A 23,929-nucleotide genomic window follows, 5' to 3' on the forward strand; every position below is an offset into this window, starting at 1 on the left:
CATCATGCACGCAGCCACCGAACGACTGCTAAGGCATTTTCTCGACAGCATCGAGCCGGCCGTCCCCCTGGTCGCGCTCTGGGCGCACGGCTCGCTCGCGGCGGGCGACTACCAGGAGGGACGCAGCGACCTCGACCTGATCGCGGTGCTCGACTCGCCGGCCACGATGGGCGACTGGCGGCGGATCAAGGCCGTGCACCGCAGGCTCCGCCTGCCGCTGGCGGAGCGGCTGCACTGCTCGTACATGTCCAGGCAGGAGCTGGACGACCTGGCGACCGAGCACATCACGTGGGCGCACAGCCAGATCTACCGGCGGCCCGTCAGCGCGGTCACCCGGCGCGAGCTGCACGACGGGGCCAGGGTGCTGTACGGGCCGCCGCCCGCCGGCCTGCTGCCGCCGGTGTCGGAGGAGGAGCTGACCCGGTACGTCCGTACGGACCTGCGCGACTTCTGGCTGGTCAAGGCGCAGGAACGGCGGCGCTGGCTGCAGGACGTCTGGGTGGACCTGGGCATGGTGACGGTCGCCAGGGCCACCGTCACGTTGCGGGAGGGACGGCTGATCAGCAAGCTGGAGGCGCTGGACGTGCTGGCCGAGCTGGGGGCGCCGGAGACGGTGGTGGCCGACATCCGCGCCCGCCGCTACGGCACGCCGGCGCCGGTGCTGAGCCGGTTCAGGCGGGCGCGGCTGGCTCGGGCGTTCGTCAAGTCGGCGATCAGGCGGGCACTCGGCTGAGATGAATCCCATCTCACCAGGAAGAACCGCGCTGCGCCGGTGGTTTGTTACGTGCGTAGTGGTAGCGCCAATCACCACCTGAAACCTGGGAAGGGCGGCACATGGGGGAGAGCAGGCGGTCCTATCTGGAGGCCGCGGCGTCGGCGGTGTCGCTCCTGCGCGATCCGGCCGTGGCGGCATCGTGGGACAAGCCGAGCGCGCTGATGGAGTTCAGCGTCGCGGGGCTGGCCGGGCACCTGGCCCACCAGCTCGTCAGGGTCGGCGACGTGCTGGCGCCGAACGGGCAGGCCGGGGAGCCCATCACGCTCATCGAGCACTACTCGCGCTCGCCGTGGGTGCAGGCCGGCCTCGACCACGAGAGCAACCTCAGCGTCCGGCGCGGCGGCGAGGCGGCCGCGGCGGCCGGCCCCGCGGTGCTGGTCGAGCGGGCGCAGGCGCTGTACGAGATGCAGAGCGCGGCGCTGGCCGCCGAACCGGCCGACCGGGTCGTGCACCTGCCGTGGTCCGGCTGGTCGCTGCGGCTGGACGACTTCCTGCTCACCCGGCTCGTGGAGCTGGTCGTGCACTCCGACGACCTGGCCGCCAGCGTGGGGGTGGAGACTCCCGAGCTGCCCTCCTCGGTGATCGATCCGGTGGTGGAGCTGCTGGCCCGGCTGGCCGTGCACCGCCACGGGCCGACGGCGGTCATCCGCACGCTGAGCAGGGCCGAGCGGGCCCCGGCCACGATCAGCGCGTTCTGATCCCACCCGCCGGGCAGGGACCGGCCATGACCGGCGGCCGCCGTCCCTCGGTTCAGTTCACGATCATGCGCAGGGCCGCGACCACCTCGCGGCCCGACAGCGCGCTGTCGGGGTCGAGCAGCCACTGCGACAGGAAGCCGGTCAGCATGGCCTGGTAGACCGTGCCCGTGAGCCGCTCGCGTTCGGGATCGGTGCCCAGCGTGACCCCCTCGAACAGCTCGGCGAGCCCCAGCCGCGCCTCCCCGATGGCCCGCGCGAGCTGCTCCCGCACCTCCGGTGCGGCGTGGTCGATGTGCCCGAGCAGCTCGAACTGCGTCACCCAGAGCGGGCGCAGCTTCCCGAACGACTCCACCACCCGGTCCCACGCCGCCTCGAACCGCTCCAGCGGCGTGGCGTCCGGCCGCACGTCGGCCGACAGGGTCGCCGCCAGCTCCTCGCCCCACTCCTTCATCACCTCGAACAGCGCCTCGTTCATCAGCGCTTCCTTCGACCTGAAGTGGTAACCGATGCCAGCCAGGCTCACGCCGGACGCGGTCGCGATGTCGCGCGCGGTCGTGCGCGAGTAGCCCTTCTCGATCAGGCATCGCTTCGCCCCCGCCAGCAGATCTTCCCTGTTTCCCATGCCCAGAGACTAACACATCCGTACTAGACAAGCGTCTGAGACGTCTGTACCGTCTCGCTCATGACGAACATCCTCATCTCGGGCGCGAGCATCGCGGGCACGGCGACGGCGTACTGGCTGCGGCGGCACGGCTACACCGTGACCGTGGTCGAGCGAGCCCCCGCCATCCGCACGGGCGGCTACAAGGTGGACGTGCGCGGTGCCGCGCTCGAGGTGGTCGAGCGCATGGGCCTGCTGGACGCCGTCCGCGCCAGGGGCACGGACATGCGCGTCGCCACCTACTACGACGCCGCCGGCCGCCCGCTGGCCGCCATGGACGCCGACCTGTTCGGCGGCCGTACGGGCGACGACGCCGAGATCATGCGCGGCGACCTCAACGAGCTGCTGTACGACCTGACCCGCCACGAGGTCGAGTACGTCTTCGGCGACTCGATCACCGGCATCGCCGAGGACGGCACCGTGACGTTCGAACGCGCCCAGCCGCGCACGTTCGACCTGGTCGTCGGGGCCGACGGTGTCCACTCCAACGTCCGGCGGCTCGCCTTCGGCGCGGAACAGACCTGCACCCGCGACCTCGGCCACTACATCTCCATCTGCACCGTGCCGAACACGCTCGGCCTGGACCGCGAGGAGGCCGTGCACGCGGCCGTCGGCAGGACCGCGAACGTCTACAGCACCCGGCAGGACACGGCGGCCAAGGCCCTGTTCATGTGGTCGTCGCCGCCGCTGGACCACGACCACCGCGACGTCGCCGGGCAGAAGCTGCTGCTCGCGCGGGCCATGGACGGGGTCGGCTGGCAGGTGCCCGCGCTGCTGGAGGCCGTGCGCGACGCCGAGGACTTCTACTTCGACTCGGTCGCCCAGATCCACCTGGACCGCTGGTCGAAGGGGCGGGTCGTGCTGGTGGGCGACGCGGGATACTGCGCCTCCCCCGCCTCCGGGCAGGGCACCAGCCTGGCGCTCGTGGGCGCGTACGTGCTGGCGGGCGAGCTGGCCACGGGCGGCGGGACGGAGGGTTACGAGCGGGAGCTGCGGCCCTTCGTGGCGGCCAACCAGGCGCTGGGGCCCGCCAACGTCAAGGGCATGGTCATCGGGTCGCGGGCGGCGCTGTGGTTCCAGCTCAGGATGATGCGGCTGCTCCCGCGCCTGCCCGGCAGGAACCGGATGATCGAGCGGATCACCGGCCCCATCCTCCGCGCCGCGAACGCCGTCACGCTCAAGGATTATGCACGGTGACCTCCGGATGGTCCTTGACCGCAGTGTGCTTGCCCAGCAGGTGCCGGTCGAGGAAGCCCGCCAGGTGGGCGCGGGTGATCTCCAGCGCCCGAGCGCCGTCGAGCTCCTGCGCGGGCAGTCCCAGTTGCGGTCTGAGCACCGCGTAGTCGACGAACGCCGAGTGGTCGGTGCCCTTCACCGTGATCCAGCGCTTCCAGCCGGTCAGGTTCGGCCACGCCTGCCTCCAGGAGTCGTCGGTGCCGCCGGGCGTGTGCGACTTCGGCGCTCCGATCAGCATGAACGGCCGCTTGAGCGGCTCTTCCACCCGGTACGTGCCGTCCAGGTTCACCCCGGCCTTGATCCGGCCGTCCGCGAGCATGGTCCGGGCCGCCGCGTAACCGCCGATCGAGTGCCCGACCATGGCGATCCGTGACCGGTCGATCTTCTTGCCCCAGCCGCCCCCGGTCAGCTCGTCGAGCACGAACCGCACGTCCTTCGCCCTGCCCGTGGCCACCTTCGCGTGGTCCTGGCCCTTCACGCAGGCCAGGCAGGTGGTGGTGCGGCCGTCGGGGAAGGTGGTGGCGACCGACTCGTACGTGTGCTCCACGGCCGCGACCAGGTATCCCCTGCTCGCGAAGTCCTCGGCCAGCGAGGTCAGGGTGGCGCGCGGGAAGCTGAACCCGGGCGACATGACGACCAGCGGCCGCCTGCCTCCCGCGGCGGGGGCGTTCAGGCGGGCGTGCGTCCTGACCTTGGTGAGGGCGTCAGGATCGACCTGGAAGCCCTTGAGCACCGCCGCCGACTCCTGCGCGGTCAGGTACGGCGCCGGCCGCCCGGTCGCCTTCTTCGCCGGATACCAGAGCGAGACCAGCAGCTCCCGCCGGTCCGCCTCCGGGTTCCAGGGGTCGGGGCGGCTCCTGTCGACCAGGTGCAGGGTGGTCGTGCCGACGGGCTTCGACCCGGTCGGCTTCGGCAAGGCAAGGCCCGCCCGGGCCTCGGCTCCGGCAGGCACGGCCGCGTGCGCGGCCTGGGCGGGGATGGCGGACAGGACGAGGAACGACAGGGCTGCCGCGGCAGCGGTGTTTCGCATGGCGACCACGCTGCCGGAAGGGCGGGCGGAAGCGTCCTCCCCGATCGTCTGTCCACACCCACTACTTTCGTCGTAAGGCCATCCCCCGGCGCGCCCCTACGCTGTGACCATGCGGTTCGTACTGCTCGGCGCGGGGCTCTTCGCGTTGTCCCTGTTCGTGATGAGCGGGCAGATGGGGGTGCCGTCCGGCCTCCCGCTGCCCGTTCAGGTCGCGATCGCCGGGGCGGCGGGCGTGGCTGCCTGGCACGCGCGGCGGTCCTGGTGGCCGCTGGCCGCCGTCGGCGCCGTCACCTACGCCTGGCTCGTGGTGTGGCCGCCGCTGCTGGTCGCCTCCTACTTCGCGGGCCGCACGCTCAGCAGGAGCCGCGGCATCGCCGCCTACGTCGGCGCCTGCCTGGTCGTCTGCGGCGTCTCGGCGGTGGTCGGCGAGGCGCGCGACGGGCTGCAGGAGATGCTGACCGCCAGTCTGGGCAACGCGCTGTTCATGGCGCTGGGCATGATCGGGCTGCCGCTGGCCGTGGGGCTGTGGACGCGTGCCAGGGCCGAGGTGCTGGAGGCGGCCAGGGAGCGCGCGCAGCGGCTCGAACGCGAGCAGGTCATGCGGGCCGAGCAGGCCAGGGCGCAGGAGCGCGCCAGGATCGCCAGGGAGATGCACGACGTCGTGGCCCACCGGGTCTCGCTGATCGTGCTGCACGCGGGGGCGCTGGAGGTGCGGGCCACCGACGAGGAGACGGCCGAGACCGCCGCCATGATCGGCGGGATCGGCAGGGAAGCCCTGGCCAACCTGCGCGACGTGCTCGGGGTGCTGCGCGCGCCCCGCACCGGGGCCGTCGACGCCGGCTCCCGCTCGCGGCCCGCCCCCGGCGGCCACCGGCCGGGGTCCGTCCTGGGCGATCTCGACGCCGGCTACCGGCCGCAGCCGACGCTCGGCGACCTCGACCGGTTGCTCGACCAGTCCCGCGCCCTGGGCATCGCGGTGACCCGGCGCGACGAGGGCGAGCCCCGGCCGGTGGAGGAGACGGTGGAGCGGACGGCGTACCGGGTGATCCAGGAGGCCCTCACCAACGTGCACAAGCACGCGGGCGGCGTGCCCACGGACGTGCTGCTCCGGTTCGGCGACGGCGAGCTGGAGGTGGAGGTGCGCAACCAGGCGCCGCACGCGCCGCCCGAGGAGCTGCCGGGCGCCGGCTGGGGCCTGGTGGGGCTGCGCGAGCGGGTGGAGCTCCTCGGCGGCTCGCTGCGCACCAGCGCCGAGGAGAGCGGCGGCTTCCTCGTCAGCGCCAGGATCCCGGCATGAGCGGGCTCCTCGCCAGCGGCAGCGCCGTGAGCGGCGGGAACGCGGTATGAGCGGACCTTGCGTGGGTGGCAGGGCCGTGAGCGACGGGGGCTCTGCGTGATCAGGGTGCTCGTGGTGGACGACGAGGCGCTCGTACGGTCGGGGCTGCGGTTGATCCTGGAGGCGGCGGGCGACATCTCGGTGATCGGTGAGGCGCGTGACGGCGCCGAGGCGGTCTCGGCGGTGGGGCGGTTGCGGCCCGAGGTGGTGCTGATGGACGTGCGGATGCCCGTCATGGACGGCCTGAGCGCCGCCGCGCGCATCCTCCTGGATCCCCAGGCGCCCAAGGTGGTCATGCTGACCACGTTCGACGTGGACGAGTACGTGCACGCGGCGCTGCGCCTGGGCGCCGTGGGCTTCCTGCTCAAGGACACCCCGCCGAGAGAGCTGGCCGCCGCCGTGCGCACGGTCGCCGACGGTCAGGCGATGCTCTCCCCGTCCGTCACCAAGCGGGTGATCGCGCAGTACGCCGACCGCGCCCCCTCGCGCGCCGAGGCCGCCCGCAGGCAGCTCGACGGGCTCACCGGCCGGGAGGGGGACGTGATCAAGGCGCTGGCCCGCGGCCTGTCCAACGCCGAGATCGGCCGCGAGCTGCGCCTGACGGAGGCCACGGTGAAGGCGCACGTCAGCCGGGTGCTGGCCAAGCTGGGCCTGGCCAACCGGGTCCAGGCCGCGATCCTGGTCCACGACGCCGACCTGCGCTGACCGCCTCCGCGCGCCGGCGGCCCACCTGACAGAGCGACCCGCCCGGCAAGGCGGCCCGCCCGGCGAGGCGGGTCACCTGGCGAGGCGGATCACCGGGTCACTGGCCGGTCGTCTCCGCGTAATAGCAGGCCGCCTGCGCCTCGGGCACGGCAGGAAGGACGTCCAGCAGCTCCGTACGGCACCGCCCGTCCACCCCAGCCTCGGCGGCCTTGCCGGAGGCGAGCACCTGGCAGCGGGCGTGGAAGCGGCATCCGCCGGGGATCCTGGTCGGGTCCGGCGGCTCGCCGGTCAGCACCACCCGCTCCGGCGACTCGGGCAGCACCGACATCAGCGCCTGCGTGTACGGATGCCGGGGCGCGGTCAGCACCTGCTCCACGGGCCCCGACTCGACGATCCTGCCCAGGTACATCACGGCCACCCGGTCGGCGATGTTCCAGGCCAGGCCGAGGTCGTGGGTGACGACCAGCGCCGACAGGCCCAGCTCGGCGCGCAGCCGCAGCAGCAGGGCCAGGATCTCGCCGCGCACGGAGGCGTCCAGCGAGGCCACCGGCTCGTCGGCGATCAGCACCTTCGGGTTCAGCGCCAGCGCGCCGGCGATCACCACGCGCTGCCGCTGCCCGCCCGACAGCTCGTGCGGGTAGCGCAGGAAGAACCGGTCGGGCGGCCGCAGCCCCGCGTGTGACAGGGCCGTGGCCACGACGTCCTGCTCGTCCCGCAGGCCGTGGATGCGCGGGCCCTCGGCGACGGCCTCGTACACCGTGTGCCTGGGGTTGAGCGAGCCGGTCGGGTCCTGAAGGACGAGCTGCACCTGCCTGCGGTAGGCCTTGAGCGCCTTGGAGGTGTAGTTCAGCGGGTGGCCGTCGTAGCGGACCTCGCCGGAGGTGGGGCGTTCGAGGCCGAGGAGGGTGCGGGCGAGCGTGGTCTTGCCGCAGCCGGACTCGCCGACCAGGGCGACGATCTCGCCCGCGCCGATGGCCAGGTTCACGCCGTCCACGGCGCGGGCGCGGCGGCCTCTGGAGGAGAACTCGACGTGCAGGTCGCGAGCCTCCAGCAGGGTCGGCCGGGTGGTCGCGACCGCCTCGGCACTGGTCTGCGTCTCGGTCATACGGCCTCCTCCAGCGCCCCGGCCCGCACGAACGTCCCGGTCATACGGCCTCCTCCGTCGCTCTGACGTGCACGCAGGCCGCCGTACGCCCCGGCCCCGCCGGCCACAGCTCGACGTCCAGCGAGGCGCACTCGTCCAGCGCGACCGGGCAGCGCGGGTGGAACGAGCAGCCGCTGGGCAGGTGCATGGGGTCGGGCGGGTCGCCGCCCAGCCCCTTGGGCGCCATCCGCGAGACCGGGTCGCCCACGGTCGGGAACGCCGCGGCCAGCGCCCGGCTGTAGGGGTGCCTGGCCTCGTGGAACACCTCGCCGGACGGCCCGTGCTCGACCACGCGGCCCGCGTACATGACGGCGAGCTGGTCGCACACGTCGGCGAGCACGGACAGGTCGTGCGAGATCATGATGAGCGAGATGCCCTGCTCGGCGACCAGCTCCTTGATCAGGGTGAGCACCTGGGCCTGCACCATCACGTCGAGCGCGGTGGTCGGCTCGTCGGCGATGATCAGCCGGGGCGAGCAGGCCAGCGCCATCGCGATCATCACGCGCTGCCGCTGCCCGCCGGACAGCTCGTGCGGGAAGCTGCGGGACCGCCAGGCGGGCAGGCCGACCTGTTCGAGCAGCTCGGCGACGCGCTTGCGGGCGGCGTCCGGCTTGGCCAGGTTGTGCACGAGCAGCGGCTCGGCGATCTGCTCGCCGATCCGGCGTACGGGGTTGAGCCCGTGCTGGGCGCCCTGGAAGACGATCGAGGCCTCGGCCCAGCGGACGGCGCGCAGCCGGCCCCACTTCATGGCCAGCACGTCATCGCCGTCGAGCAGGATCCTGCCGCCGACGCGGGCGTCCCGGGGCAGGAGCCGGAGCAGCGCCATGGCCAGCGTGGACTTGCCGGACCCGGACTCGCCGGCGACTCCGAGCGCCGCTCCGGACTCCAGGGCCAGCGACACCCCGCGCACGGCGGGCACCTCGCCCGAGGCGATGCGGTAGGTCACGGACACGTCGTCGAGTTCGAGCAGACTCATGCCGCCCTCCTCAGCCTGGGGTTGAGCACGGCCTCCAGCGCCCGCCCGACCAGGGTGAACGCCATGACGACCACGAGGATGGCCAGGCCGGGGATGAGGATGTACCACCAGGCGCCGTTGGTGGCGGCGCCGAAGTCGTAGGAGGCGCGCAGCATGGTGCCCCAGGAGGTCTTGTTGGAGGTGACGCCGAGGAAGGCCAGCGTCGACTCGGTGACGATGGCGCTGGCGACCTCCAGCGTGGTGCTGGCCAGCAGCAGCGGGGCCACGTTGGGCAGCACGTGGCGGGTGGTGATGTGCCAGTGCCCGGCGCCGAGCGCCTTGGAGCGCTCGATGTACGGCCTGGCCTCGACGGCCAGCGTCTGGGCCCTGATCAGGCGCGCGGTGGACGGCCAGGACGTGACGGCGATCGCCATGATGACGGTGAACGTGCTCCCGCCCAGGATGGCGGCCAGCACCAGCGCGGTGACCAGCGAGGGCAGCACGAGGAACCAGTCGGTGATCCGCATGAGGATCCCGTTGGTCCAGCCGCGGAAGTGCCCGGCGGCGATGCCGACGACCAGGCCGATCACGATGCTGAGCACGGCGGCGAGGAAGCCGATGAGCAGTGACGTGCGCGAGCCCCACCAGACCATCAGCAGGACGGACCGCCCGGACTCGTCCGTGCCGAAGGGGAAGGCCAGGCTCGGGCCGTCGAAGTCCTCGCCGGGGGCGTCCACGACGTTGGTCACGCTCTCGTCGATGAACAGCGGCGCGACCAGCGCGAGCAGCACGGCGGCGAGCAGGACCACCAGGCCGGCGACGCCGGCGCGGTGGTGGCGGTAGTCGGCCCAGAAGCGGCTCAGGGCGAGCCGCCTGCGGGCCATGGCGACACTGGTCATGCCGATCTCACCCTCGGGTCGAGCAGATGGTAGACGACGTCGGCCAGCGTGTTCATGACGATCACCGACACGGTGATCAGCATGAACGTGCCCTGCATGAGCGTGAAGTCGGGCACCTCGATCGCCCGGTAGAAGAGCTGGCCCAGGCCCGGCCAGGTGTAGATGTACTCCACGGTGACCGCGCCGCCGACCACGAACCCGATGCGCATGAACACCAGCGTCACCGTGGGCAGCAGCGCGTTCGGCACGGCGTGGCGGCGGCGTACCTCGTCGTCACGCAGCCCCTTGGCGCGGGCCACGGTCACGTAGTCCTGGCTGACCTCCTCCAGCAGCGAGGAGCGCATGACCAGCAGGTACTGCGCGTACACCACGGCCACCAGCGTCAGGCAGGGCAGCACCATGTGGGAGGCCACGTCGAGCACGTACGCGAACCCGTCGGGCGCGTCCACGCTCTCGATGCCCCTGAACGGGAAGATGCCCGGGATGGGCCCGATGCCGACGCCGAACACCATCATCAGCAGCAGCCCGAGCCAGAACGTCGGCACCGACCACAGCAGCAGCGACGCGCCGGTGGAGAAGCGGTCGAAGCGGCTGCCGTGCCGCCAGCCGGCGCGGGTGCCCTGCCAGATGCCCAGGCTGACCGCGATGACCAGGCCCGTGCCCGTGAGCAGCAGCGTCGGGCCGATCCGCTCGCCGATCAGGTCGATGACCGGCCGCTTGTACTCGTAGGAGGTGCCGAGGTCGAGCCGGAGCGTGTCGCCCACGAAGTCGAAGAACTGGTCGATCAGCGGCTTGTCCAGCCCGAGGCGGCGCCGTTCCAGGTCGAGCTGGGTCGGCGTCATGTTGCGGCCCTGGGCCAGGTTCCGCACGGGGTCGCCGGGCAGCAGCCGGAACACGAAGAACGTGCCGACGAGCACCATGGCGATGCTGAACAGCGCCCCACCGGCCTTGGACAGCGCGTACTGCAGCGTGCCGCGGCGGACGGGGCGCTCGTCAGCGGGGCCCGCCGCCTGGACGGCGGGCTCTGCTGCGTCAAGCGGAGTCGTCATACCTGTGCTTCTGGGGTCATTCGCGCTCGTCGGCGGCGCTCTTGCGCCGCCTGGTCAGGAAGAAGGCCCCCAGTCCTACGATCACCACGGCGCCGACGATCCCGCCCCAGATGAGGCCCGTGTTGGAGCCGCCGTCGCCGCCGCCTGTAGGCGCCTGGGCCTTGACGTCCACGGTGTAGAACGGCCAGTAGCCGCTGCCGCCGTACAGCAGGCCCTTGTCCTCCGGGATCGGGGTGATGCTGGTGATGCGGTCCTTGCGGTAACCCTCGAGGTCGTTGGTGTAGTAGATCGCGATGATGGGAGCGTCGGTGTAGAGCTGCTCCTGCATCTTCTTGATGATCTCGGCCCGCTTCGGCCGGTCGAGCTCCTTCTGCTGGTCCTTGTAGAGCTGCTCGAAGGTCTCGTTGCAGTAGAAGGACTCGGTGCCGCCGCCCTCGCCGTTCGCGGCGGGCCTGCGGCTGCACAGGTGCGTGGCGAAGACCTCTTCGGGGTCGGGGTTGACCGACCAGCCGCTGATCGCGATGTCGAAGGTGGCCGCGACGCCGGTCTCCTCGGTGAACTTGCTGGAGTCCAGCTTCACCGTGGTCAGCGTGACGCCGATCTCCTTCATGAAGCCCGTCATGTACTCGGCGAGCTTGTCCTCGATCGGGGTGTCGGTGTGGATGGTGAAGCGCCACTCCAGCTTGCGCTTGCCGTCGGGCATCGTACGGATGCCGTCGGCGCCCTTCTTGTAGCCGGCGTCGTCGAGGATCTGGTTGGCCTTGGCGGGGTCGTAGGTGACCTTGGTGTCGCCGGCGGCCTCCCAGAAGAAGTCCTTGTACATCGGCGGCACGATCGAGCCGTCGGCCACCTTGGCCAGGCCGTTCTGCACCTCGTCGACCAGCTTCTGCTTGTCGATGGCGTGGTGCAGCGCCTGGCGGACCTTGACGTCCTTGAGCGCCGGGTGGCCGTCGCCGATGGGCTTGTCGTCGCTGGTGGTGGCGCCGTGGTTGATCTGCAGGTACGACGCGCGGCGGCCCTGGGTGTTCCAGGCCTCGATGTTGGGGTCGTTCTGGATGGCCTCGAACTCCTGCGGGGTCATCCGGCCGAGCAGGTCGATGTCACCGTTCTTCAGGCCCGCGATGGCGGCCTGCGGGTTGTCGTAGAAGATGACCTGCAGCTCGTTGACCTTGGGCGCGCCCCGCCAGTAGTTGGGGTTGGCCTGCAGCTTGACGTACTGGTCCTTCTTGTGCTCGATCGCGATGTACGGGCCGCTGGTCACGGCCGGGTACTTCTCGGCGTCGTAGTTCGCCATGTCGGTGACCGACTCCCAGACATGCTTGGGCATGATCGGGACCGGGTTGTCCAGCATGGACGCCTGCGGTGCCTTGAGCTTGATGACCAGGTCCTGCCCGTTGGCGGTGACGCTCTCGAAGTTCTCCACCGCCGGGCCGTTCGCGGTCTTGGCGGCCTCGTCGGTCATCATCTTGTTGAACGTCCAGGCCGCGTCCTCGGCCGTGATCGGCTTGCCGTCGGACCACTTGGCCTGGCGGATCTTGAACGTCCAGGTGAGCCCGTCCTCCGACGTGCTCCACGACTCGGCCAGGTCGGCGCTGGGCTGGAGCGTCTTGGAGTCGGGCACCGTGAGGTAGCCGTACATCCAGCGGTGGATGGACGTCGAGACCAGGCGGACGGCCAGGAAGGGGTTCATCGAGTCCATGGCCTGCGTCGCGCCGACGCGTACGATTTTCTTCCCCGCCGCCGGATCCTGGGCATGGGCCGCCGTGGCGCCCTGACCGGCCACTAATAGCGCGACGCCCAGCGCAGCCAGGCGCGCGAACCATTTCCTCATGTGTGCCTCACCTTCAGGCGGGGGGTGTTCCTGTGTAGAGAAAGGCACACCATACGGAGTCCGCATGTCAACGAGGTGCGGAAAATTGTTTCACCTTCGTTTCCTTTAGCGGTGTAAATTTTCAGCACTCTTGGCACTACCGTGAGCTGGTGCCCCGCCTGCTGACAGCCCTGGCCTGCGTCGTGATCGTCGCGTGCGGGCTCGGCGTCCGCGCGCTCTGGGACGGGCCTGTCCCGAAGTATGCCGGTGACGCGCTCTACACCGCACTCATCTACGCACTTCTCGTGCTCGCCCTTCCGAAGGTGCGCCCCTGGGTGGCCGCGGCGGTGTCGGCCGGGCTGAGCTGGGCGATCGAGTTCGCCCAGCTCGGGGAGATCCCCGCGATCCTGCGACCGGTGCTGGGCAGCACGTTCAACCCGCCCGACCTGTTCTGGTACACCGCCGGGGCCGCTGTCTGCTGGCTAGCCCACCATCGACTGGGTGCCGAGGACGCCCAGCAGGGCTAGACGTTCGGCGTCCTCTGTGCCAGGCTCGGCCGTGTAGATCATGACGCGCAGGTTGCTGCCCGCCACGCTGAGGATGTCGCAGTCCAGCGTCAGCGCCCCCACCTGCGGGTGATCGATGATCTTCCGCCCGCCTTCCTGCCGCCCGACGACCCCCGCGTCCCACAGCTCGGCGAACCGCTCGCTCCTGGCCCGCAACTCCCCGACCAGCCGCCGGAGCTGCCGGTCGGCCGGATACTGCCCGGCGGTCGCACGCAGGTCGGCCACCATCGTGGCCTCGAACCGGCGCCGCTCCTCCGGCGTATGCCTGACCCGGCCGCCCGGCCCGGCGAAGTTGCGCCACACGCCGTTGCGCTCGTTGCCACGCCACCCGGACGGGTCGCCCATCAGCGCCGCGTACATGGGGTTGGCCAGCAGCAGCGTCCAGGCCGCGTCGTAGACGCCGACCGGCGTGCCGGCCAGCCGGTCCAGCATCCGGTGCACGCTGGGCGGGATGAACGCGGGCACGGTGTCGGGGCACGGCGGCGCCAGCCCGGCCGTCCTGAACAGGTACGCCCGCTCGTCCGCCGACAGCCGCAGCGCCCGGGCCAGCGCCTCGACGACCTGCGGTGAGGGGTTGGCGGCCCGGCCCTGTTCGAGCCGGCTGACGTAGTCGGCGGAGATCCCGGCGAGCAGCGCCAGCTCCTCGCGGCGCAGCCCGGCCGCGCGCCGGTGCCCGCCGGCGGCCAGCCCCACCGCCTCCGGCCTCACCCGGTCGCGCCAGCGGCGCACTGCCTGCCCGAACTCCCTCATGCCCCCAGTCTGCCCTGCCTGCCCGGGATGTCCCTGGCACTGTCAGTCCCAGGAAAACCGGACGAATGGCTGCTCCCGGAGCTCCGCCGCACGCTGGAGACATGACCACGACACTGATCACCGGAGCGAACAAGGGGCTCGGCTTCGAGACCGCCCGCCGCCTCGTCGAGGCCGGCCACACCGTCTATCTCGGCAGCCGCGACGCCGAGCGCGGCCGGGTGGCCGCCGGCAGGCTCGGCGCGCGGCCGGTCGTCCTGGACGTCACCGACGACGCCTCCGTGGCCGCCGCCGCGCGGACCATCGAGGCGGACGGCGGGCTGGACGTGCTGATCAACAACGCCGGCGTCGAGGGGCGGACGGCGGGCGGCGGCGTGATCGGCGCCGCGGACGTGACGGCCGACGACCTGCGCGCCGTCTTCGAGACGAACGTCTTCGGCCTGGTCCGCGTCACGCACGCCTTCCTGCCCCTGCTGCTGCGCTCCGCCGCCCCCGTCGTGGTGAACCTCAGCAGCGGCCTGGCCTCGCTCGCCAGGGTCACCGCCGAGGGCACCCCGGCGTACGCGTACCCCGGGGTCGCCTACCCGGCCTCCAAGGCGGCGGTGAACATGATCACCGTGCAGTACGCGAAGGCGTTCCCCGCCATGCGCGTCAACGCCGTGGAGCCGGGCTTCACCAAGACGGACCTGAACCACAACACCGGCATCCAGACCGTCGAGGAGGGCGCCGAGATCATCGTCAGGATGGCCCAGGTCGCCCCCGACGGCCCCACGGGCGGCTACTTCGACGCCGGCGGGCCGCTGCCCTGGTGAGCTAGTGGCAGCCGCCGGTGCCGCAGCACGACGACCCGCCCGCCTGGGGCAGCAGCTCGACCTTGCCGCCGAGCTCGTAACCGGCCTCGGCCACCGCGGCGTCGATCAGGGCGGCATCGATCGGCGCCGCGCTGGTCACCGTCACCGCCCCGGACGCCAGATCGACCTCGACCCCGCTCACCCCGGCCACCTTGCCGACCTCCTGGGTCACGGCGCTCACGCAGTGGCCGCAGGTCATGCCCTCTACCTGGTACGTGGCAACAGTCATGGATCCGCTCCTCACTCTCGGCTCTCGCAACGCCGCCCAATATACCCCCCTAGGGTAAATGCGCATACATCCGCCGCCCACGGAAAGAGGGTGGGAAACACCGATGTCCAAGGGGGACGAGTCACATGCTGGACGGCAAGACCATCGCTTTCCTGGTCGCTCCCGAGGGAGTCGAGCAGGTGGAGCTCACGGAACCGTGGAAGGCGGTCAAGCAGGCCGGTGGCACGCCCCGGCTCGTCTCGACCGCCTCCGGCAAGGTCCAGGGGTTCAACCACCTGGACAAGGCGGACACCTTCGCCGTGGACGCCACGGTGGACGACGTGGACGCGGCCGACTTCGACGGCCTCGTCCTGCCAGGCGGCGTCGCGAACCCCGACTTCCTGCGTACGGTGCCCCAGGCCGTACGGTTCGTCCGGGCCTTCTTCGACTCGGGCAAACCGGTGGCCGCCATCTGCCACGCGCCGTGGACGCTGATCGAGGCGGACGTCGTCCGCGGCCGGACCCTGACGTCCTGGCCCAGCCTGCAGACCGACCTGCGCAACGCCGGGGCGACCTGGGTGGACAAGGAGGTCATGGTCTGCCCGGAAGGCCCGAACACGCTGGTCACCAGCCGCAAGCCGGACGACCTCAAGGCGTTCTGCCAGGCGGCCACGGACGTCTTCTCCTGACCCCTGCCGGTGGTCCCCCGCCTGGCGGGGGACCACCGTCCCGCCTGACGAGATCGAAACCCTCCTGTAACGCCTTGTCCCCTGGAAAGAAATGGTCTAGACGTAGACCAAAAGGAGCGTCCTCCGCGCCCCCCAGGGAGACCTCAATGACCACTGAAGAGGATTCCAGGCGACTGGCCGAGCTCGGCTACAAGCAGGAGCTGGCACGCACCTGGAGCGGTTTCTCGAACTTCGCCATCTCCTTCTCGATCATCTCCATCCTCGCCGGCTGCTTCACGACCTTCGGACAGGCGTGGAACAACGGCGGCCCCATCGCCATCTCGTGGGGCTGGCCGCTGATCTCCCTGTTCATCCTGATCATCGGTTTCTGCATGTCGGAGCTGGTCTCGGCGTACCCGACGGCGGGCGGCATCTACTGGTGGGCCGCCAAGCTGGGCAAGCCGATCCACGGCTGGTTCACCGGCTGGCTCAACCTCATCGGCCTCATCGCCGTCACCGCGTCGGTCGACTACGGCTGCGCCACGTTCCTCAACATCACCCTGAACCGCCTGACCGGGGGCGCCTGGGAGGGCACCCTGCCACAGGCGTTCCTCCTCTTCGTGATCGTCCTCGCGCTGCACGCCCTGATCAACATCTACAGCCACAGGCTGATCTCGCTGCTGCAGAACGTCTCCGTCTGGTGGCACGTGGCCGGCGCCGCGATCATCGTCGCCATCCTGATCTTCGCCCCGGAGAGCCACCAGTCGGCCGACTTCGTCTTCTTCGGCACCAACAACAACTCGGGCTTCGGTGACGGCTCGGAGGGGCTGCCCTTCTGGCTGTACGTGCTGCCGCTCGGCTTCCTGCTCACCCAGTACACGATCACCGGCTTCGACGCCTGCGCGCACGTGTCGGAGGAGACCCAGGGCGCGGCCAGGAGCGCGGCCCGCGGCCTGTGGCAGTCGATCTTCTACTCGGCCATCGGCGGCTGGATCCTGCTGCTGTCGTTCCTGTTCGCCGCCACGAACGTGGACGAGCTCAACAAGCAGGCCGGCTTCGTCGGCGCCATCTTCGAGACGGCGCTGTCCTCCCCGCTCGCCACGGCCATCTTCGCGATCTCCACGATCGGCCAGTTCTTCTGCGGGATGAGCTGCGTGACCTCGATGTCCCGGATGACGTACGCGTTCTCGCGCGACGGCGCCGTCCCCGGCTGGCGCCTGTGGTCGAAGGTGGACCGCAACCGCACCCCGGTCAACGCGATCATCGCCGGCTGCGTCGCCGCCGCCCTGATCACCCTGCCCGCCCTCTACGCCCCTCCCGGCCTGACCACGCCGGTCGCCTTCTACGCCGTCGTCTCGATCGCCGTCATCGGGCTCTACCTGGCCTTCCTCATCCCGATCTGGCTGCGCCTGCGCATGGGCGACGCCTTCCAGCCCGGCCCGTGGACGCTCGGCAAGAAGTACAAGGCGCTGTGCTGGATCGCCTGCGTCGAGATCGTGATCGTCTCGATCTACTTCATCATGCCGTTCTCGCCGGCCGGCGTGCCCGGCAACGCCGACTTCACCTGGACGTCGGTCAACTACGCGCCGATCGCCGTCGGGGTGGTGCTGATCGGGATCGCGCTGTGGTGGGCCCTGTCGGCCCGCCACTGGTTCACGGGACCCCGCCGTACGGTCGACGAGGTCCCCACCACGTGAAAGGAGCCGATGGGTACGGCGCGAGGCCGTACCCATCGGGTCTACCAGGAGAGCCTGTCCGTCGGCCAGGCCGGCGTCGTGCTCCTGAGCTTGAGCGTCTCCTCAGGCGTGCCCACGGCGCAGCGGGTGCCGTGCGCGGGCACCTTCAGCGAGATCAGGTACTCGTCGAAGATGTCCGTCTGGCACTTGTCCTTGCCGTAGATGCGGTGACCCCAGCCCTCGTACGTGAGCAGCACCGCCTTGGAGCCGAGCTGGCGGGCGGCGTTGGCCGACCAGATCCACGGCGTGGCCGGGTCGTGCAGCGAGTTGCCGAGCAGCAGCGGGGCGTCGCCCGTGTACTTGAGCTCGTGCGGCGGGTTGGTGGTCGGGTAGTTCATGCAGATCGGCAGGTCGTCGATCGGGTACGGGTGGTACCGCGTGTCCGGCGCCAGCTTGTTGGACACCTTCATGAGCGCCGCGTACTCGGTGTAGTTGCGCACCCGGAGGTTGTAGTCCTGGCAGAGGATCGCGGTCGGCAGGTACGCCACGTCGCCCTCCACGGGGCCGCGACCGGGCAGCGGGGGCACCCAGCCCGGCTCGGGGCCGCCGTTCAGCCAGTTGATCGTCTGGCTCAGCGTCTGCCAGTCGGGCCCCTCGTTGCCCAGCGCGGCGTTGTAGATGACCTGCAGCTCGGTCATCTTCGTGCCGGTGCTCGGGTAGACGAGCTCGCCGCGCCGCGCCTTCTCCAGCAGGCCCTTCCAGATGGCCCGGACGTCCTGGCCGTGCAGGACGCAGCTCGGGTCCTGGTCGCACCAGCCGACGAACTGGTCGAAGGCGTCCTCGACGGCGAGCGCCTCGGTGGACAGGAAGCCGGCGACGCCGAGGCTGTGGTCCATGTTGCTGTCGAGGCCGAGTGCCCGGACGCGGCCCGGGAACAGCTCGGCGTACATCTGGCCGATCAGCGTGCCGTACGAGATGCCGTAGTAGGTCAGCTTCTCCTCGCCGAGGGCGGCGCGGAGGGCGTCCATGTCACGGGCCACGTCCTTGGAGTCGACGTGGTCGTACAGCGGGCCGGTGCGCTCGCGGCAGTCGGCGTGCAGCTTCTTGGTGAAGGCGTCCCAGGCGTCGAAGTCGGCCTGGCTCTTCATGACGGTGTGCGGCATCTGGTTGTACACCGACGCCGAGCAGATCACCGGGTTGCTGCGCCCCACGCCCCGGGGGTCGAACCCGACGATGTCGAACCGCTTCTGCAGCTCCTCGGTGAACCAGGTGGCGCCGTACGCGGCCTCCACCCCCGAGCCGCCGGGCCCGCCAGGGTTGATCACGAGCGAGCCGATGCGGGCGGCCGGGTCGGTGGCCTTGCGCCGGGCGACGGCGATGTCCACGGTCGGCCCGTCGGGCTTGGACCAGTCGATCGGGACGGTCAGCTTGCCGCACTCGGCGGCGGGCTCCTCCTCGCAGGGCGCCCAGGTGATCGTGGGCGCCGTCTGCGTCGTCTTCGCCGTCTCCGCGCTGGCCGGCGAGACGGACGACAGTGTCGCCATCGCCATTAAAGCGGCAGCGAGCAGGGAAAACCTTCTTCGCACAATGCTCCAATCTTCAGTCGATCCCCCCGTCGGGGCGTGCGACCAAGATTGGATCATTGCCTATGTGCAGGTATGGACGGGGAGGAATAACAAGAATTCCTCCTTGAGAATGACCTCCGCCTGTCAGGCCGCCTCGAACGCCTCGGCCACGACCGCGCGCACCTCGTCCATGGCGGCGGTGCCCAGCTCGCGCTTGAGCGAGGTCATGTCGACGTCGGGCATCCCGCAGGCCACGGCCCAGTTCCACGGCGTCAGATCGCCGTCGACGTTGAGCGCGAAGCCGTGGCTGGTGACGCCCCGGCTCTGCCGCATCCCGATCGAGATGATCTTCCGTCCGGTCTCGACCGTCCAGACCCCGGTCAGCAGCTCGGAGCCCGGCGGCGTGTCACGCCGCTCGGCCGGCAGCCCCAGCTTGCCCAGCGCCTCGACCAGCCTCAGCTCCACCTCGCGCACGTAGTCGACGATGCCCTCGCCCTGGTCCAGCTTGACGACGAGGTAACCGACGAGCTGCCCGGGCCCGTGGTAGGTGAGCTGTCCGCCGCGCCCGGTCTCGACGACGGGGATGCCGCGCGTGGGGTCGGGCAGGTGGGACATCGGGGTGCGGCGCCCGATGGTGTAGACGGACGGGTGGCTCAGCAGCCAGAGCGTGTCCGGCCGCTCGTCCCGTTGGCGCTGCCCGACGAGGTCGGTCATGCGCTCCATCGCCTGGTCGTAATCGACGAGCTCATCCTGGATGAGCGTCAGCGGCCTTGCCCTCATGCTTCGAGGATATGCCGCTGCCCGGACGCGCCGGCACGTGCCCTTCCGGGCCGGACCGGCCGGGGGCTCGCTCCGTCTCGACCGGCGTGAAGCCACTCCGTCGTGGGGGGCGCGCCGCCGGCAGCGCCCCCTGCCGGGCCTCGGGTCAGGCCGCCGTGCGGTACCCCTTCGGCTCCTCCGGGACGAGGATCCACATCACGACGTAGACCACCCAGAGCGGCCCCGGGATGAGTGACAGCAGCAGCCAGAGGATCCGTACGAGGGTGGGCGGCAGGCCCATCTTGTCGGCGAGCCCGCCACAGACGCCTGCGATGATCCGGTGCTCACGAGAGCGGTACATGCTGTTCCTCCGTGTGGTTTTCGCGACCTATCTGGAAAACGGACAGCGTGGCCGCAAGACTCCCGTCAGGAACCCTGAGAAAACCCTGTAAGGGTCAGCCATTCATGTGCCATGCCCAGATGTCGGCTGGTCAGTCCCTGCATGGGATCCACGTGGACGAGCAGGAAGTCGGCCAGACCCTGATGGACCCTGAGGTACTCCTCGTCCTCCGCCCACACCTGGTCGTCGAACCAGACGAACGGCCGCTGCCCCGCGTACGCCGCCACGTGCGGCGTCTTGAACATCTCCCCGTGCTCGCTGGCGGGCGCGCCGGAGGCGGAGCCCATGGAGATGACCGGCAGCGACGGCAGGCCGATCCGGGGAGCGATCCAGTCGTTGGCGTGGTGTTCCCAGGTGGTGGCCCAGACCAGCTCGGAGCCGGTGGCCAGGGCGAGCTCCAGCAGGCGGCGGCCGTGGCGCGGGTTGAGGTGCACGGTGTAGACGTCGGTGCCGATGGTGCAGCGGTAGCGGCGGAAGTCGGGCGTGGGGCGGCCCATGGGGTTGAGCACGCCGTCCACGTCCAGCAGGAGCAGGGGTTTCACTTGGCCCCCGCTGCCGTCGCCGCCCGGTATTCCTGCGGGCTGACGCCGCGCACCCGCTTGAACGCCGCGCTGAGCGCGAACGGGCTGCCGTACCCGACCTTCCTGGCCACCGAGCCGATCGTGGCGTCCGGCTCGCGCAGCAGGTCGGCGGCCAGGGCCAGGCGCCAGTCGGTGAGGAAGGACATCGGCGGCTCGCCGACCAGCTCGGTGAAGCGCCTGGCCAGCGCGGCCCTGGAGACGCCCACCTCGGCGGCCAGCGCGGCCACCGTCCACGGGTGGGCCGGGTTGTTGTGCAGCATGCGCATGGCCTTGCCGACCACCGGGTCGCCCATCGCGCGGTACCAGCCGGGCGCCTCGTGCGCGGCGAAGTGGGCCCGCAGGACGGCGATGAGCAGCAGGTCCAGCAGCCGGTCGAGGACCGCCTCCTGCCCCGGCTCGTCCTTGACGATCTCCGCGCCGAGCAGCGAGATGATCGGGCCGCCCGGCTCCACGATGAGCTGGGGCAGCGCTTCGAGCAGCCGCCTGCTGACCTCTCCCTCCAGGTTGTAGGTGCCGGTGAGCAGCACGGTGCGGCCGTCGGCGCTGTTGCCCCACGTCCGCAGCCCCAGGTCGAGGCTCTGGTAGAGGATCTCGCCGTCGAGCGTGGTGCAGTGCTGGCCGGGGTGGATGACGACCTGCGGCTTGGTGCCGGGGTCGTCGGCCACCGTGTACGGCTCCGGTCCCCGCGCGATGGCCACCTGCCCGGGCTCCAGCCGTAAGGGCGCACCGCCGTCGAACATGACCCACGACTCGCCCCGCACCTGCGCGATCACCGACAGCGGGGCCTCGTCCTGGATGCGCAGCGACCAGGGCGGGTCCAGGAGCGAGCGGAGCAGGAAGGCGCCATGGGCTCTCGGGCCGTCGAGTAGCGCCGCGAGCTGGTCCATGGGCTAGACGATCGCATATGGGATTGCGCTTCTCAACCATGGAGAGTCTTATCGGTATCGGGGCTTACTAGATGCATGACGACTTTGGTACTCGGCGGCACCGGCAAGACCGGCCGCCGCATCGCTGACCGGCTCACCTCGCTCGGCCTGCCCGTACGGGTGGGCTCCCGCTCCGCCGCCCCCGCCTTCGACTGGCAGGACCGCGGCACCTGGCAGGCCGCGCTCGACGGCGTGACGGCCGTCTACGTGTCCTACTATCCCGACCTGGCCTTCCCCGGCGCGTACGACGACGTCAAGGCGTTCACCGAGCTGGCCGTCCGCAACGGCGTGCGCAAGCTGGTCCTGCTGTCCGGCAGGGGCGAGCCGGAGGCGCAGGCCAGCGAGCGCACCCTGGCGGAGTCCGGGGCCGAGTGGACGGTGCTGCGCTGCAGCTGGTTCATGCAGAACTTCAGCGAGGACTTCCTGCTCGGCTCGGTGCTCGATGGCGTGATCGCGCTGCCCGCCGCCGACGTGCCCGAGCCGTTCCTGGACGTGGAGGACATCGTGGACGTGGCCGTGGCCGCGCTCACCCAGGACGGGCACGCGGGCAAGGTGTACGAGATGACAGGGCCGAGGCTGCTGACGTTCGCGGACGTGGCCAGGGAGCTGACGGAGATCATCGGCAGGGAGATCACGTTCGTCCGGGTCACGCCGGAGGAGTACGTGACGGCGGCCGTGGAGCACGGGGTGCCGCGCGAGGCGGCGGAGGGGCTGGGCCACCTGTTCACCGACATCCTGGACGGCCGCAACGCCACCGTGACGGACGGGGTGCGGGAGGCGCTCGGCCGCCCGGCCCGCGACTTCGCGGACTACGCGCGCGCGAACGCCCACGCCTGGAAGCGCTGACGCGGCCCGGCGGCTCGCTGGGCGAACATCGTGCTAATTTCCGATGAACTGCGGGGATCGTCCACCGGCCGGGACGGACGCGGCCCTGGCCGCCTTCCGCGTACCGGCCGGCATCGCGGCGGACGAGAGCGATTGCCGGGCCCCCGATTCCGCTAACCTCACCCTCGTCACTCCCGCGTGCACGAGAGGTGGAGTCGTGATCGGCTGGCTAGAAGCGGTGATCTTGGGGTTGGTCCAGGGGCTCACGGAGTTCCTGCCGATCTCCTCCAGCGCCCACATCCGGGTGGTCTCCGCCTTCGCCGGCTGGCGCGACCCGGGGGCGGCGTTCACGGCGGTCATCCAGATCGGCACGGAGCTGGCCGTCGTGATCTACTTCCGGCAGGAGCTCTGGCAGATCATCTCGACGTGGACGCGCTCGCTGTTCGTCAAGGAGCTGCGCAGCCACTGGGCCGCCCGCATGGGCTGGTACATCATCATCGGCACCCTGCCCATCGGCGTGCTCGGCCTGGTGCTGAAGGACCAGATCGAGACGGTCTTCCGCGACCTGCGCCTGGTGGGCACCACGCTGATCGTCTTCGCGCTCATCCTGTGGTTCGCCGACCGCACCGCCCGCAACAAGCTCACGCTGGAGAAGCACCTCAGCATCACCCACGCCCTGATCTACGGCTTCGCCCAGGCGCTCGCCCTCATCCCCGGCGTGTCCCGCTCGGGCGGCACCACGACGGCCGGCCTGCTGCTCGACTACCGCCGCGAGGACGCGGCCAAGTACTCGTTCCTGCTGGCCATGCCGGCCGTCTTCGCCTCGGGCCTGCTGGAGCTGTTCGAGATCGGCGGCCAGAACGCGCCCGACTGGGGGCCCACGATCGTGGCCACGATCGTCTCGTTCATCGTGGGGTACGCGGCGGTGGCGTGGTTCCTGCGCTACATCAGCACCCACCGCTTCACGCCCTTCGTGATCTACCGGATCATCCTCGGCTTCTTCATCATCCTCGCGGTCACCGCAGGCTGGATTCCGGCGATCGGCTGACCTGGTAGTAGCCCGCCCAGGCGTCGTCGCCCATGCGCAGCACCCTCACCCCGGTCCAGCCCAGGGCGACGACGGGCGCGGTCCAGAACGGCACGGTCAGCGGCCCGTACTCGACCAGGAAGCCGCCGAGGTACCCGGCGGCCACCACCAGCGGCACCCACCACCCGACGAACCCGGCCCGCCACACCGCCACGGTCAGCAGCGGCAGCCCGACGAAGCCGAAGAACATCCACGGCATCTGGAACCCGAAGGTGACCCCGGGCAGGTTCAGCATCTCGTCGAGGATCCGCTGGGCCTCCTCGGGGCTGTTGTGCCGCCCCAGGTACCACTCGACGGGGTCGATCAGCAGCAGCCCGGAGAGCTGGAGATAGCCGATCACCGCCAGCACGCCCGACACGTGGCCGAGCCGGGTGGCCCTGCGCCTGGTCAGGTGCATCAGGCCGATGACGGCGACGGCCATCAGCATCCAGCTCCAGTGGTAGAGCACGGACTGGGTCTGGGCCAGCGCGGGGTTGTCGCCGAAGCTGACGGCCTCCCGGTCGTCGCCCCAGGTGCCGGGGTCGACGACGACGGCCACGGCCTGCAGGAGCGGGGCCACGACGAGCAGGGTGCCCGCCGTGACGCGGCGGAATGTCACGTGGTCGTTGAACATGCGGCCGACCGTAGGCGGGCGGGCCGCCGCGGGTCGTCCCCCTGCGGGCCTACCGGCCGTCCCCTACGAGGAGGAGACCCGGTGGGCGGTCACCTCGCGCCCCGCCCCGTTCAGCGCGACCTCGCCGCCCTCGCGGAAGTCCGGCTCGACCTCCCCCTT

The 23,929-nt window shown here is 70.8% G+C and carries 26 protein-coding genes; 11 read left to right on the forward strand and 15 right to left on the reverse strand.

Annotated elements, in window-relative coordinates; all coding sequences use genetic code 11:
* The first annotated feature begins 4 nt into the window (after positions 1 to 4).
* Entirely contained in the window at positions 5 to 733 is a 729-nt protein-coding gene (locus ACBJ32_RS52330) for a nucleotidyltransferase domain-containing protein (protein ID WP_375133249.1), read from the forward strand.
* 101 nt (positions 734 to 834) lie between these two features.
* A complete protein-coding gene (locus tag ACBJ32_RS52335; protein ID WP_375133250.1) occupies positions 835 to 1,473 on the forward strand; it encodes a maleylpyruvate isomerase N-terminal domain-containing protein in 639 nt (212 codons plus the stop codon).
* 52 nt (positions 1,474 to 1,525) lie between these two features.
* Here ACBJ32_RS52335 and ACBJ32_RS52340 read toward each other — a convergent pair whose 3' ends face one another.
* Positions 1,526 to 2,095, reverse strand: a complete 570-nt coding sequence (locus ACBJ32_RS52340; RefSeq protein ID WP_375133251.1) for a TetR/AcrR family transcriptional regulator — start codon at positions 2,093 to 2,095, stop codon at positions 1,526 to 1,528.
* Between the two features lie 60 nt (positions 2,096 to 2,155).
* On the opposite strand from ACBJ32_RS52340, the gene ACBJ32_RS52345 reads away from it, so the two are divergent.
* On the forward strand, positions 2,156 to 3,331 hold the full coding sequence (locus ACBJ32_RS52345) for an FAD-dependent monooxygenase (protein WP_375133252.1): 1,176 nt from the start codon (positions 2,156 to 2,158) through the stop codon (positions 3,329 to 3,331).
* Here ACBJ32_RS52345 and ACBJ32_RS52350 read toward each other — a convergent pair.
* Positions 3,312 to 4,400 carry an alpha/beta hydrolase family protein gene (locus tag ACBJ32_RS52350; RefSeq protein WP_375133253.1) on the reverse strand — a complete coding sequence of 363 codons (1,089 nt, stop codon included), beginning with the start codon at positions 4,398 to 4,400 and terminating at the stop codon, positions 3,312 to 3,314. The genes ACBJ32_RS52345 and ACBJ32_RS52350 overlap by 20 nt on opposite strands.
* Positions 4,401 to 4,509: 109 nt before the next feature.
* On the opposite strand from ACBJ32_RS52350, the gene ACBJ32_RS52355 reads away from it, so the two are divergent.
* Together ACBJ32_RS52355 and ACBJ32_RS52360 are read left to right on the forward strand one after the other, a co-directional pair.
* Positions 4,510 to 5,697: a sensor histidine kinase gene (locus ACBJ32_RS52355; protein WP_375133254.1), complete on the forward strand. Its 1,188-nt coding sequence runs from the start codon at positions 4,510 to 4,512 to the stop codon at positions 5,695 to 5,697.
* A gap of 96 nt (positions 5,698 to 5,793) precedes the next feature.
* Entirely contained in the window at positions 5,794 to 6,441 is a 648-nt protein-coding gene (locus tag ACBJ32_RS52360) for a response regulator transcription factor (RefSeq protein ID WP_357889980.1), read from the forward strand.
* Between the two features lie 97 nt (positions 6,442 to 6,538).
* On the opposite strand, the gene ACBJ32_RS52365 is transcribed toward ACBJ32_RS52360, so the two are convergent.
* The 5 genes from ACBJ32_RS52365 to ACBJ32_RS52385 are packed head-to-tail and all read right to left on the reverse strand — an operon-like array spanning position 6,539 to position 12,319.
* Positions 6,539 to 7,546: an ABC transporter ATP-binding protein gene (locus tag ACBJ32_RS52365; RefSeq protein ID WP_375133255.1), complete on the reverse strand. Its 1,008-nt coding sequence runs from the start codon at positions 7,544 to 7,546 to the stop codon at positions 6,539 to 6,541.
* Positions 7,547 to 7,586: 40 nt separating this feature from the next.
* Complete coding sequence (locus ACBJ32_RS52370; RefSeq protein ID WP_375133256.1) at positions 7,587 to 8,561, reverse strand: ABC transporter ATP-binding protein; 975 nt, start codon at positions 8,559 to 8,561, stop codon at positions 7,587 to 7,589.
* The gene (locus ACBJ32_RS52375) at positions 8,558 to 9,439 is read right to left on the reverse strand and encodes an ABC transporter permease (RefSeq protein WP_375133257.1); all 882 of its coding nucleotides are present in this window, start codon (positions 9,437 to 9,439) and stop codon (positions 8,558 to 8,560) included. Before ACBJ32_RS52375 ends, ACBJ32_RS52370 begins: the two co-directional genes overlap by 4 nt.
* Entirely contained in the window at positions 9,436 to 10,488 is a 1,053-nt protein-coding gene (locus ACBJ32_RS52380) for an ABC transporter permease (protein ID WP_375133258.1), read from the reverse strand. The genes ACBJ32_RS52375 and ACBJ32_RS52380 overlap by 4 nt, the downstream gene beginning before the upstream one ends.
* 16 nt (positions 10,489 to 10,504) lie before the next feature.
* Positions 10,505 to 12,319, reverse strand: coding sequence for an ABC transporter substrate-binding protein (locus ACBJ32_RS52385; RefSeq protein ID WP_375133259.1), 1,815 nt, complete (start codon positions 12,317 to 12,319; stop codon positions 10,505 to 10,507).
* Positions 12,320 to 12,468: 149 nt separating this feature from the next.
* Between ACBJ32_RS52385 and ACBJ32_RS52390 the strand changes: the two genes are divergently transcribed.
* Positions 12,469 to 12,825: a DUF2809 domain-containing protein gene (locus ACBJ32_RS52390; RefSeq protein ID WP_375133260.1), complete on the forward strand. Its 357-nt coding sequence runs from the start codon at positions 12,469 to 12,471 to the stop codon at positions 12,823 to 12,825.
* Here ACBJ32_RS52390 and ACBJ32_RS52395 read toward each other — a convergent pair.
* Entirely contained in the window at positions 12,781 to 13,614 is an 834-nt protein-coding gene (locus ACBJ32_RS52395; protein ID WP_375133261.1) for a helix-turn-helix domain-containing protein, read from the reverse strand. The genes ACBJ32_RS52390 and ACBJ32_RS52395 overlap by 45 nt on opposite strands.
* 101 nt (positions 13,615 to 13,715) lie before the next feature.
* Between ACBJ32_RS52395 and ACBJ32_RS52400 the strand changes: the two genes are divergently transcribed.
* Entirely contained in the window at positions 13,716 to 14,423 is a 708-nt protein-coding gene (locus tag ACBJ32_RS52400) for an SDR family NAD(P)-dependent oxidoreductase (RefSeq protein WP_375133262.1), read from the forward strand.
* Position 14,424: 1 nt separating this feature from the next.
* Here ACBJ32_RS52400 and ACBJ32_RS52405 read toward each other — a convergent pair whose 3' ends face one another.
* The gene (locus ACBJ32_RS52405) at positions 14,425 to 14,691 is read right to left on the reverse strand and encodes a copper ion binding protein (protein WP_357889954.1); all 267 of its coding nucleotides are present in this window, start codon (positions 14,689 to 14,691) and stop codon (positions 14,425 to 14,427) included.
* A gap of 125 nt (positions 14,692 to 14,816) precedes the next feature.
* Between ACBJ32_RS52405 and ACBJ32_RS52410 the strand changes: the two genes are divergently transcribed.
* Both ACBJ32_RS52410 and ACBJ32_RS52415 read left to right on the forward strand, forming a co-directional pair.
* Positions 14,817 to 15,359, forward strand: a complete 543-nt coding sequence (locus ACBJ32_RS52410; protein WP_375133263.1) for a type 1 glutamine amidotransferase domain-containing protein — start codon at positions 14,817 to 14,819, stop codon at positions 15,357 to 15,359.
* A gap of 146 nt (positions 15,360 to 15,505) precedes the next feature.
* Positions 15,506 to 17,035: an amino acid permease gene (locus ACBJ32_RS52415; RefSeq protein ID WP_375133264.1), complete on the forward strand. Its 1,530-nt coding sequence runs from the start codon at positions 15,506 to 15,508 to the stop codon at positions 17,033 to 17,035.
* A 41-nt stretch (positions 17,036 to 17,076) separates the two neighbouring features.
* Here the strand turns inward: ACBJ32_RS52415 and ACBJ32_RS52420 are convergent, their stop codons facing one another.
* The 5 genes from ACBJ32_RS52420 to ACBJ32_RS52440 form a co-directional block, all read right to left on the reverse strand.
* Positions 17,077 to 18,558, reverse strand: a complete 1,482-nt coding sequence (locus ACBJ32_RS52420; RefSeq protein ID WP_375133265.1) for an alpha/beta fold hydrolase — start codon at positions 18,556 to 18,558, stop codon at positions 17,077 to 17,079.
* Between the two features lie 165 nt (positions 18,559 to 18,723).
* Positions 18,724 to 19,359, reverse strand: coding sequence for a lipoyl(octanoyl) transferase LipB (gene lipB, locus ACBJ32_RS52425; RefSeq protein WP_375133266.1), 636 nt, complete (start codon positions 19,357 to 19,359; stop codon positions 18,724 to 18,726).
* 145 nt (positions 19,360 to 19,504) lie between these two features.
* Entirely contained in the window at positions 19,505 to 19,699 is a 195-nt protein-coding gene (locus ACBJ32_RS52430) for a PspC domain-containing protein (RefSeq protein ID WP_253753378.1), read from the reverse strand.
* A gap of 65 nt (positions 19,700 to 19,764) precedes the next feature.
* Positions 19,765 to 20,280, reverse strand: a complete 516-nt coding sequence (locus ACBJ32_RS52435) for an HAD domain-containing protein (protein WP_375133267.1) — start codon at positions 20,278 to 20,280, stop codon at positions 19,765 to 19,767.
* Entirely contained in the window at positions 20,277 to 21,206 is a 930-nt protein-coding gene (locus ACBJ32_RS52440; protein WP_375133268.1) for an AraC family transcriptional regulator, read from the reverse strand. Before ACBJ32_RS52440 ends, ACBJ32_RS52435 begins: the two co-directional genes overlap by 4 nt.
* Positions 21,207 to 21,281: 75 nt before the next feature.
* Between ACBJ32_RS52440 and ACBJ32_RS52445 the strand changes: the two genes are divergently transcribed.
* A complete protein-coding gene (locus ACBJ32_RS52445; RefSeq protein ID WP_375133269.1) occupies positions 21,282 to 22,091 on the forward strand; it encodes an NmrA family transcriptional regulator in 810 nt (269 codons plus the stop codon).
* A gap of 196 nt (positions 22,092 to 22,287) precedes the next feature.
* Positions 22,288 to 23,118, forward strand: a complete 831-nt coding sequence (locus ACBJ32_RS52450) for an undecaprenyl-diphosphate phosphatase (protein ID WP_375133270.1) — start codon at positions 22,288 to 22,290, stop codon at positions 23,116 to 23,118.
* On the opposite strand, the gene ACBJ32_RS52455 is transcribed toward ACBJ32_RS52450, so the two are convergent.
* Positions 23,087 to 23,770: a hypothetical protein gene (locus ACBJ32_RS52455; RefSeq protein ID WP_375133271.1), complete on the reverse strand. Its 684-nt coding sequence runs from the start codon at positions 23,768 to 23,770 to the stop codon at positions 23,087 to 23,089. The two genes, ACBJ32_RS52450 and ACBJ32_RS52455, sit on opposite strands and share 32 nt — an antisense overlap.
* Between the last annotated feature and the right edge of the window lie 159 nt (positions 23,771 to 23,929).

The organism is Nonomuraea sp. GTA35 (assembly GCF_041950525.1).
Classification (GTDB): domain Bacteria; phylum Actinomycetota; class Actinomycetes; order Streptosporangiales; family Streptosporangiaceae; genus Nonomuraea.

Coding starts and splice junctions, on each gene's coding strand:
- ACBJ32_RS52330 (WP_375133249.1), top strand. CDS start 5: ATGCACGCAGCCACCGAACGACTGCTAAGGCATTTTCTCGACAGCATC.
- ACBJ32_RS52335 (WP_375133250.1), top strand. CDS start 835: ATGGGGGAGAGCAGGCGGTCCTATCTGGAGGCCGCGGCGTCGGCGGTG.
- ACBJ32_RS52340 (WP_375133251.1), bottom strand. CDS start 2,095: ATGGGAAACAGGGAAGATCTGCTGGCGGGGGCGAAGCGATGCCTGATC.
- ACBJ32_RS52345 (WP_375133252.1), top strand. CDS start 2,156: ATGACGAACATCCTCATCTCGGGCGCGAGCATCGCGGGCACGGCGACG.
- ACBJ32_RS52350 (WP_375133253.1), bottom strand. CDS start 4,400: ATGCGAAACACCGCTGCCGCGGCAGCCCTGTCGTTCCTCGTCCTGTCC.
- ACBJ32_RS52355 (WP_375133254.1), top strand. CDS start 4,510: ATGCGGTTCGTACTGCTCGGCGCGGGGCTCTTCGCGTTGTCCCTGTTC.
- ACBJ32_RS52365 (WP_375133255.1), bottom strand. CDS start 7,546: ATGACCGAGACGCAGACCAGTGCCGAGGCGGTCGCGACCACCCGGCCG.
- ACBJ32_RS52370 (WP_375133256.1), bottom strand. CDS start 8,561: ATGAGTCTGCTCGAACTCGACGACGTGTCCGTGACCTACCGCATCGCC.
- ACBJ32_RS52375 (WP_375133257.1), bottom strand. CDS start 9,439: ATGACCAGTGTCGCCATGGCCCGCAGGCGGCTCGCCCTGAGCCGCTTC.
- ACBJ32_RS52380 (WP_375133258.1), bottom strand. CDS start 10,488: ATGACGACTCCGCTTGACGCAGCAGAGCCCGCCGTCCAGGCGGCGGGC.
- ACBJ32_RS52385 (WP_375133259.1), bottom strand. CDS start 12,319: ATGAGGAAATGGTTCGCGCGCCTGGCTGCGCTGGGCGTCGCGCTATTA.
- ACBJ32_RS52395 (WP_375133261.1), bottom strand. CDS start 13,614: ATGAGGGAGTTCGGGCAGGCAGTGCGCCGCTGGCGCGACCGGGTGAGG.
- ACBJ32_RS52400 (WP_375133262.1), top strand. CDS start 13,716: ATGACCACGACACTGATCACCGGAGCGAACAAGGGGCTCGGCTTCGAG.
- ACBJ32_RS52405 (WP_357889954.1), bottom strand. CDS start 14,691: ATGACTGTTGCCACGTACCAGGTAGAGGGCATGACCTGCGGCCACTGC.
- ACBJ32_RS52410 (WP_375133263.1), top strand. CDS start 14,817: ATGCTGGACGGCAAGACCATCGCTTTCCTGGTCGCTCCCGAGGGAGTC.
- ACBJ32_RS52415 (WP_375133264.1), top strand. CDS start 15,506: ATGACCACTGAAGAGGATTCCAGGCGACTGGCCGAGCTCGGCTACAAG.
- ACBJ32_RS52420 (WP_375133265.1), bottom strand. CDS start 18,558: ATGGCGACACTGTCGTCCGTCTCGCCGGCCAGCGCGGAGACGGCGAAG.
- lipB (WP_375133266.1), bottom strand. CDS start 19,359: ATGAGGGCAAGGCCGCTGACGCTCATCCAGGATGAGCTCGTCGATTAC.
- ACBJ32_RS52430 (WP_253753378.1), bottom strand. CDS start 19,699: ATGTACCGCTCTCGTGAGCACCGGATCATCGCAGGCGTCTGTGGCGGG.
- ACBJ32_RS52440 (WP_375133268.1), bottom strand. CDS start 21,206: ATGGACCAGCTCGCGGCGCTACTCGACGGCCCGAGAGCCCATGGCGCC.
- ACBJ32_RS52445 (WP_375133269.1), top strand. CDS start 21,282: ATGACGACTTTGGTACTCGGCGGCACCGGCAAGACCGGCCGCCGCATC.
- ACBJ32_RS52455 (WP_375133271.1), bottom strand. CDS start 23,770: ATGTTCAACGACCACGTGACATTCCGCCGCGTCACGGCGGGCACCCTG.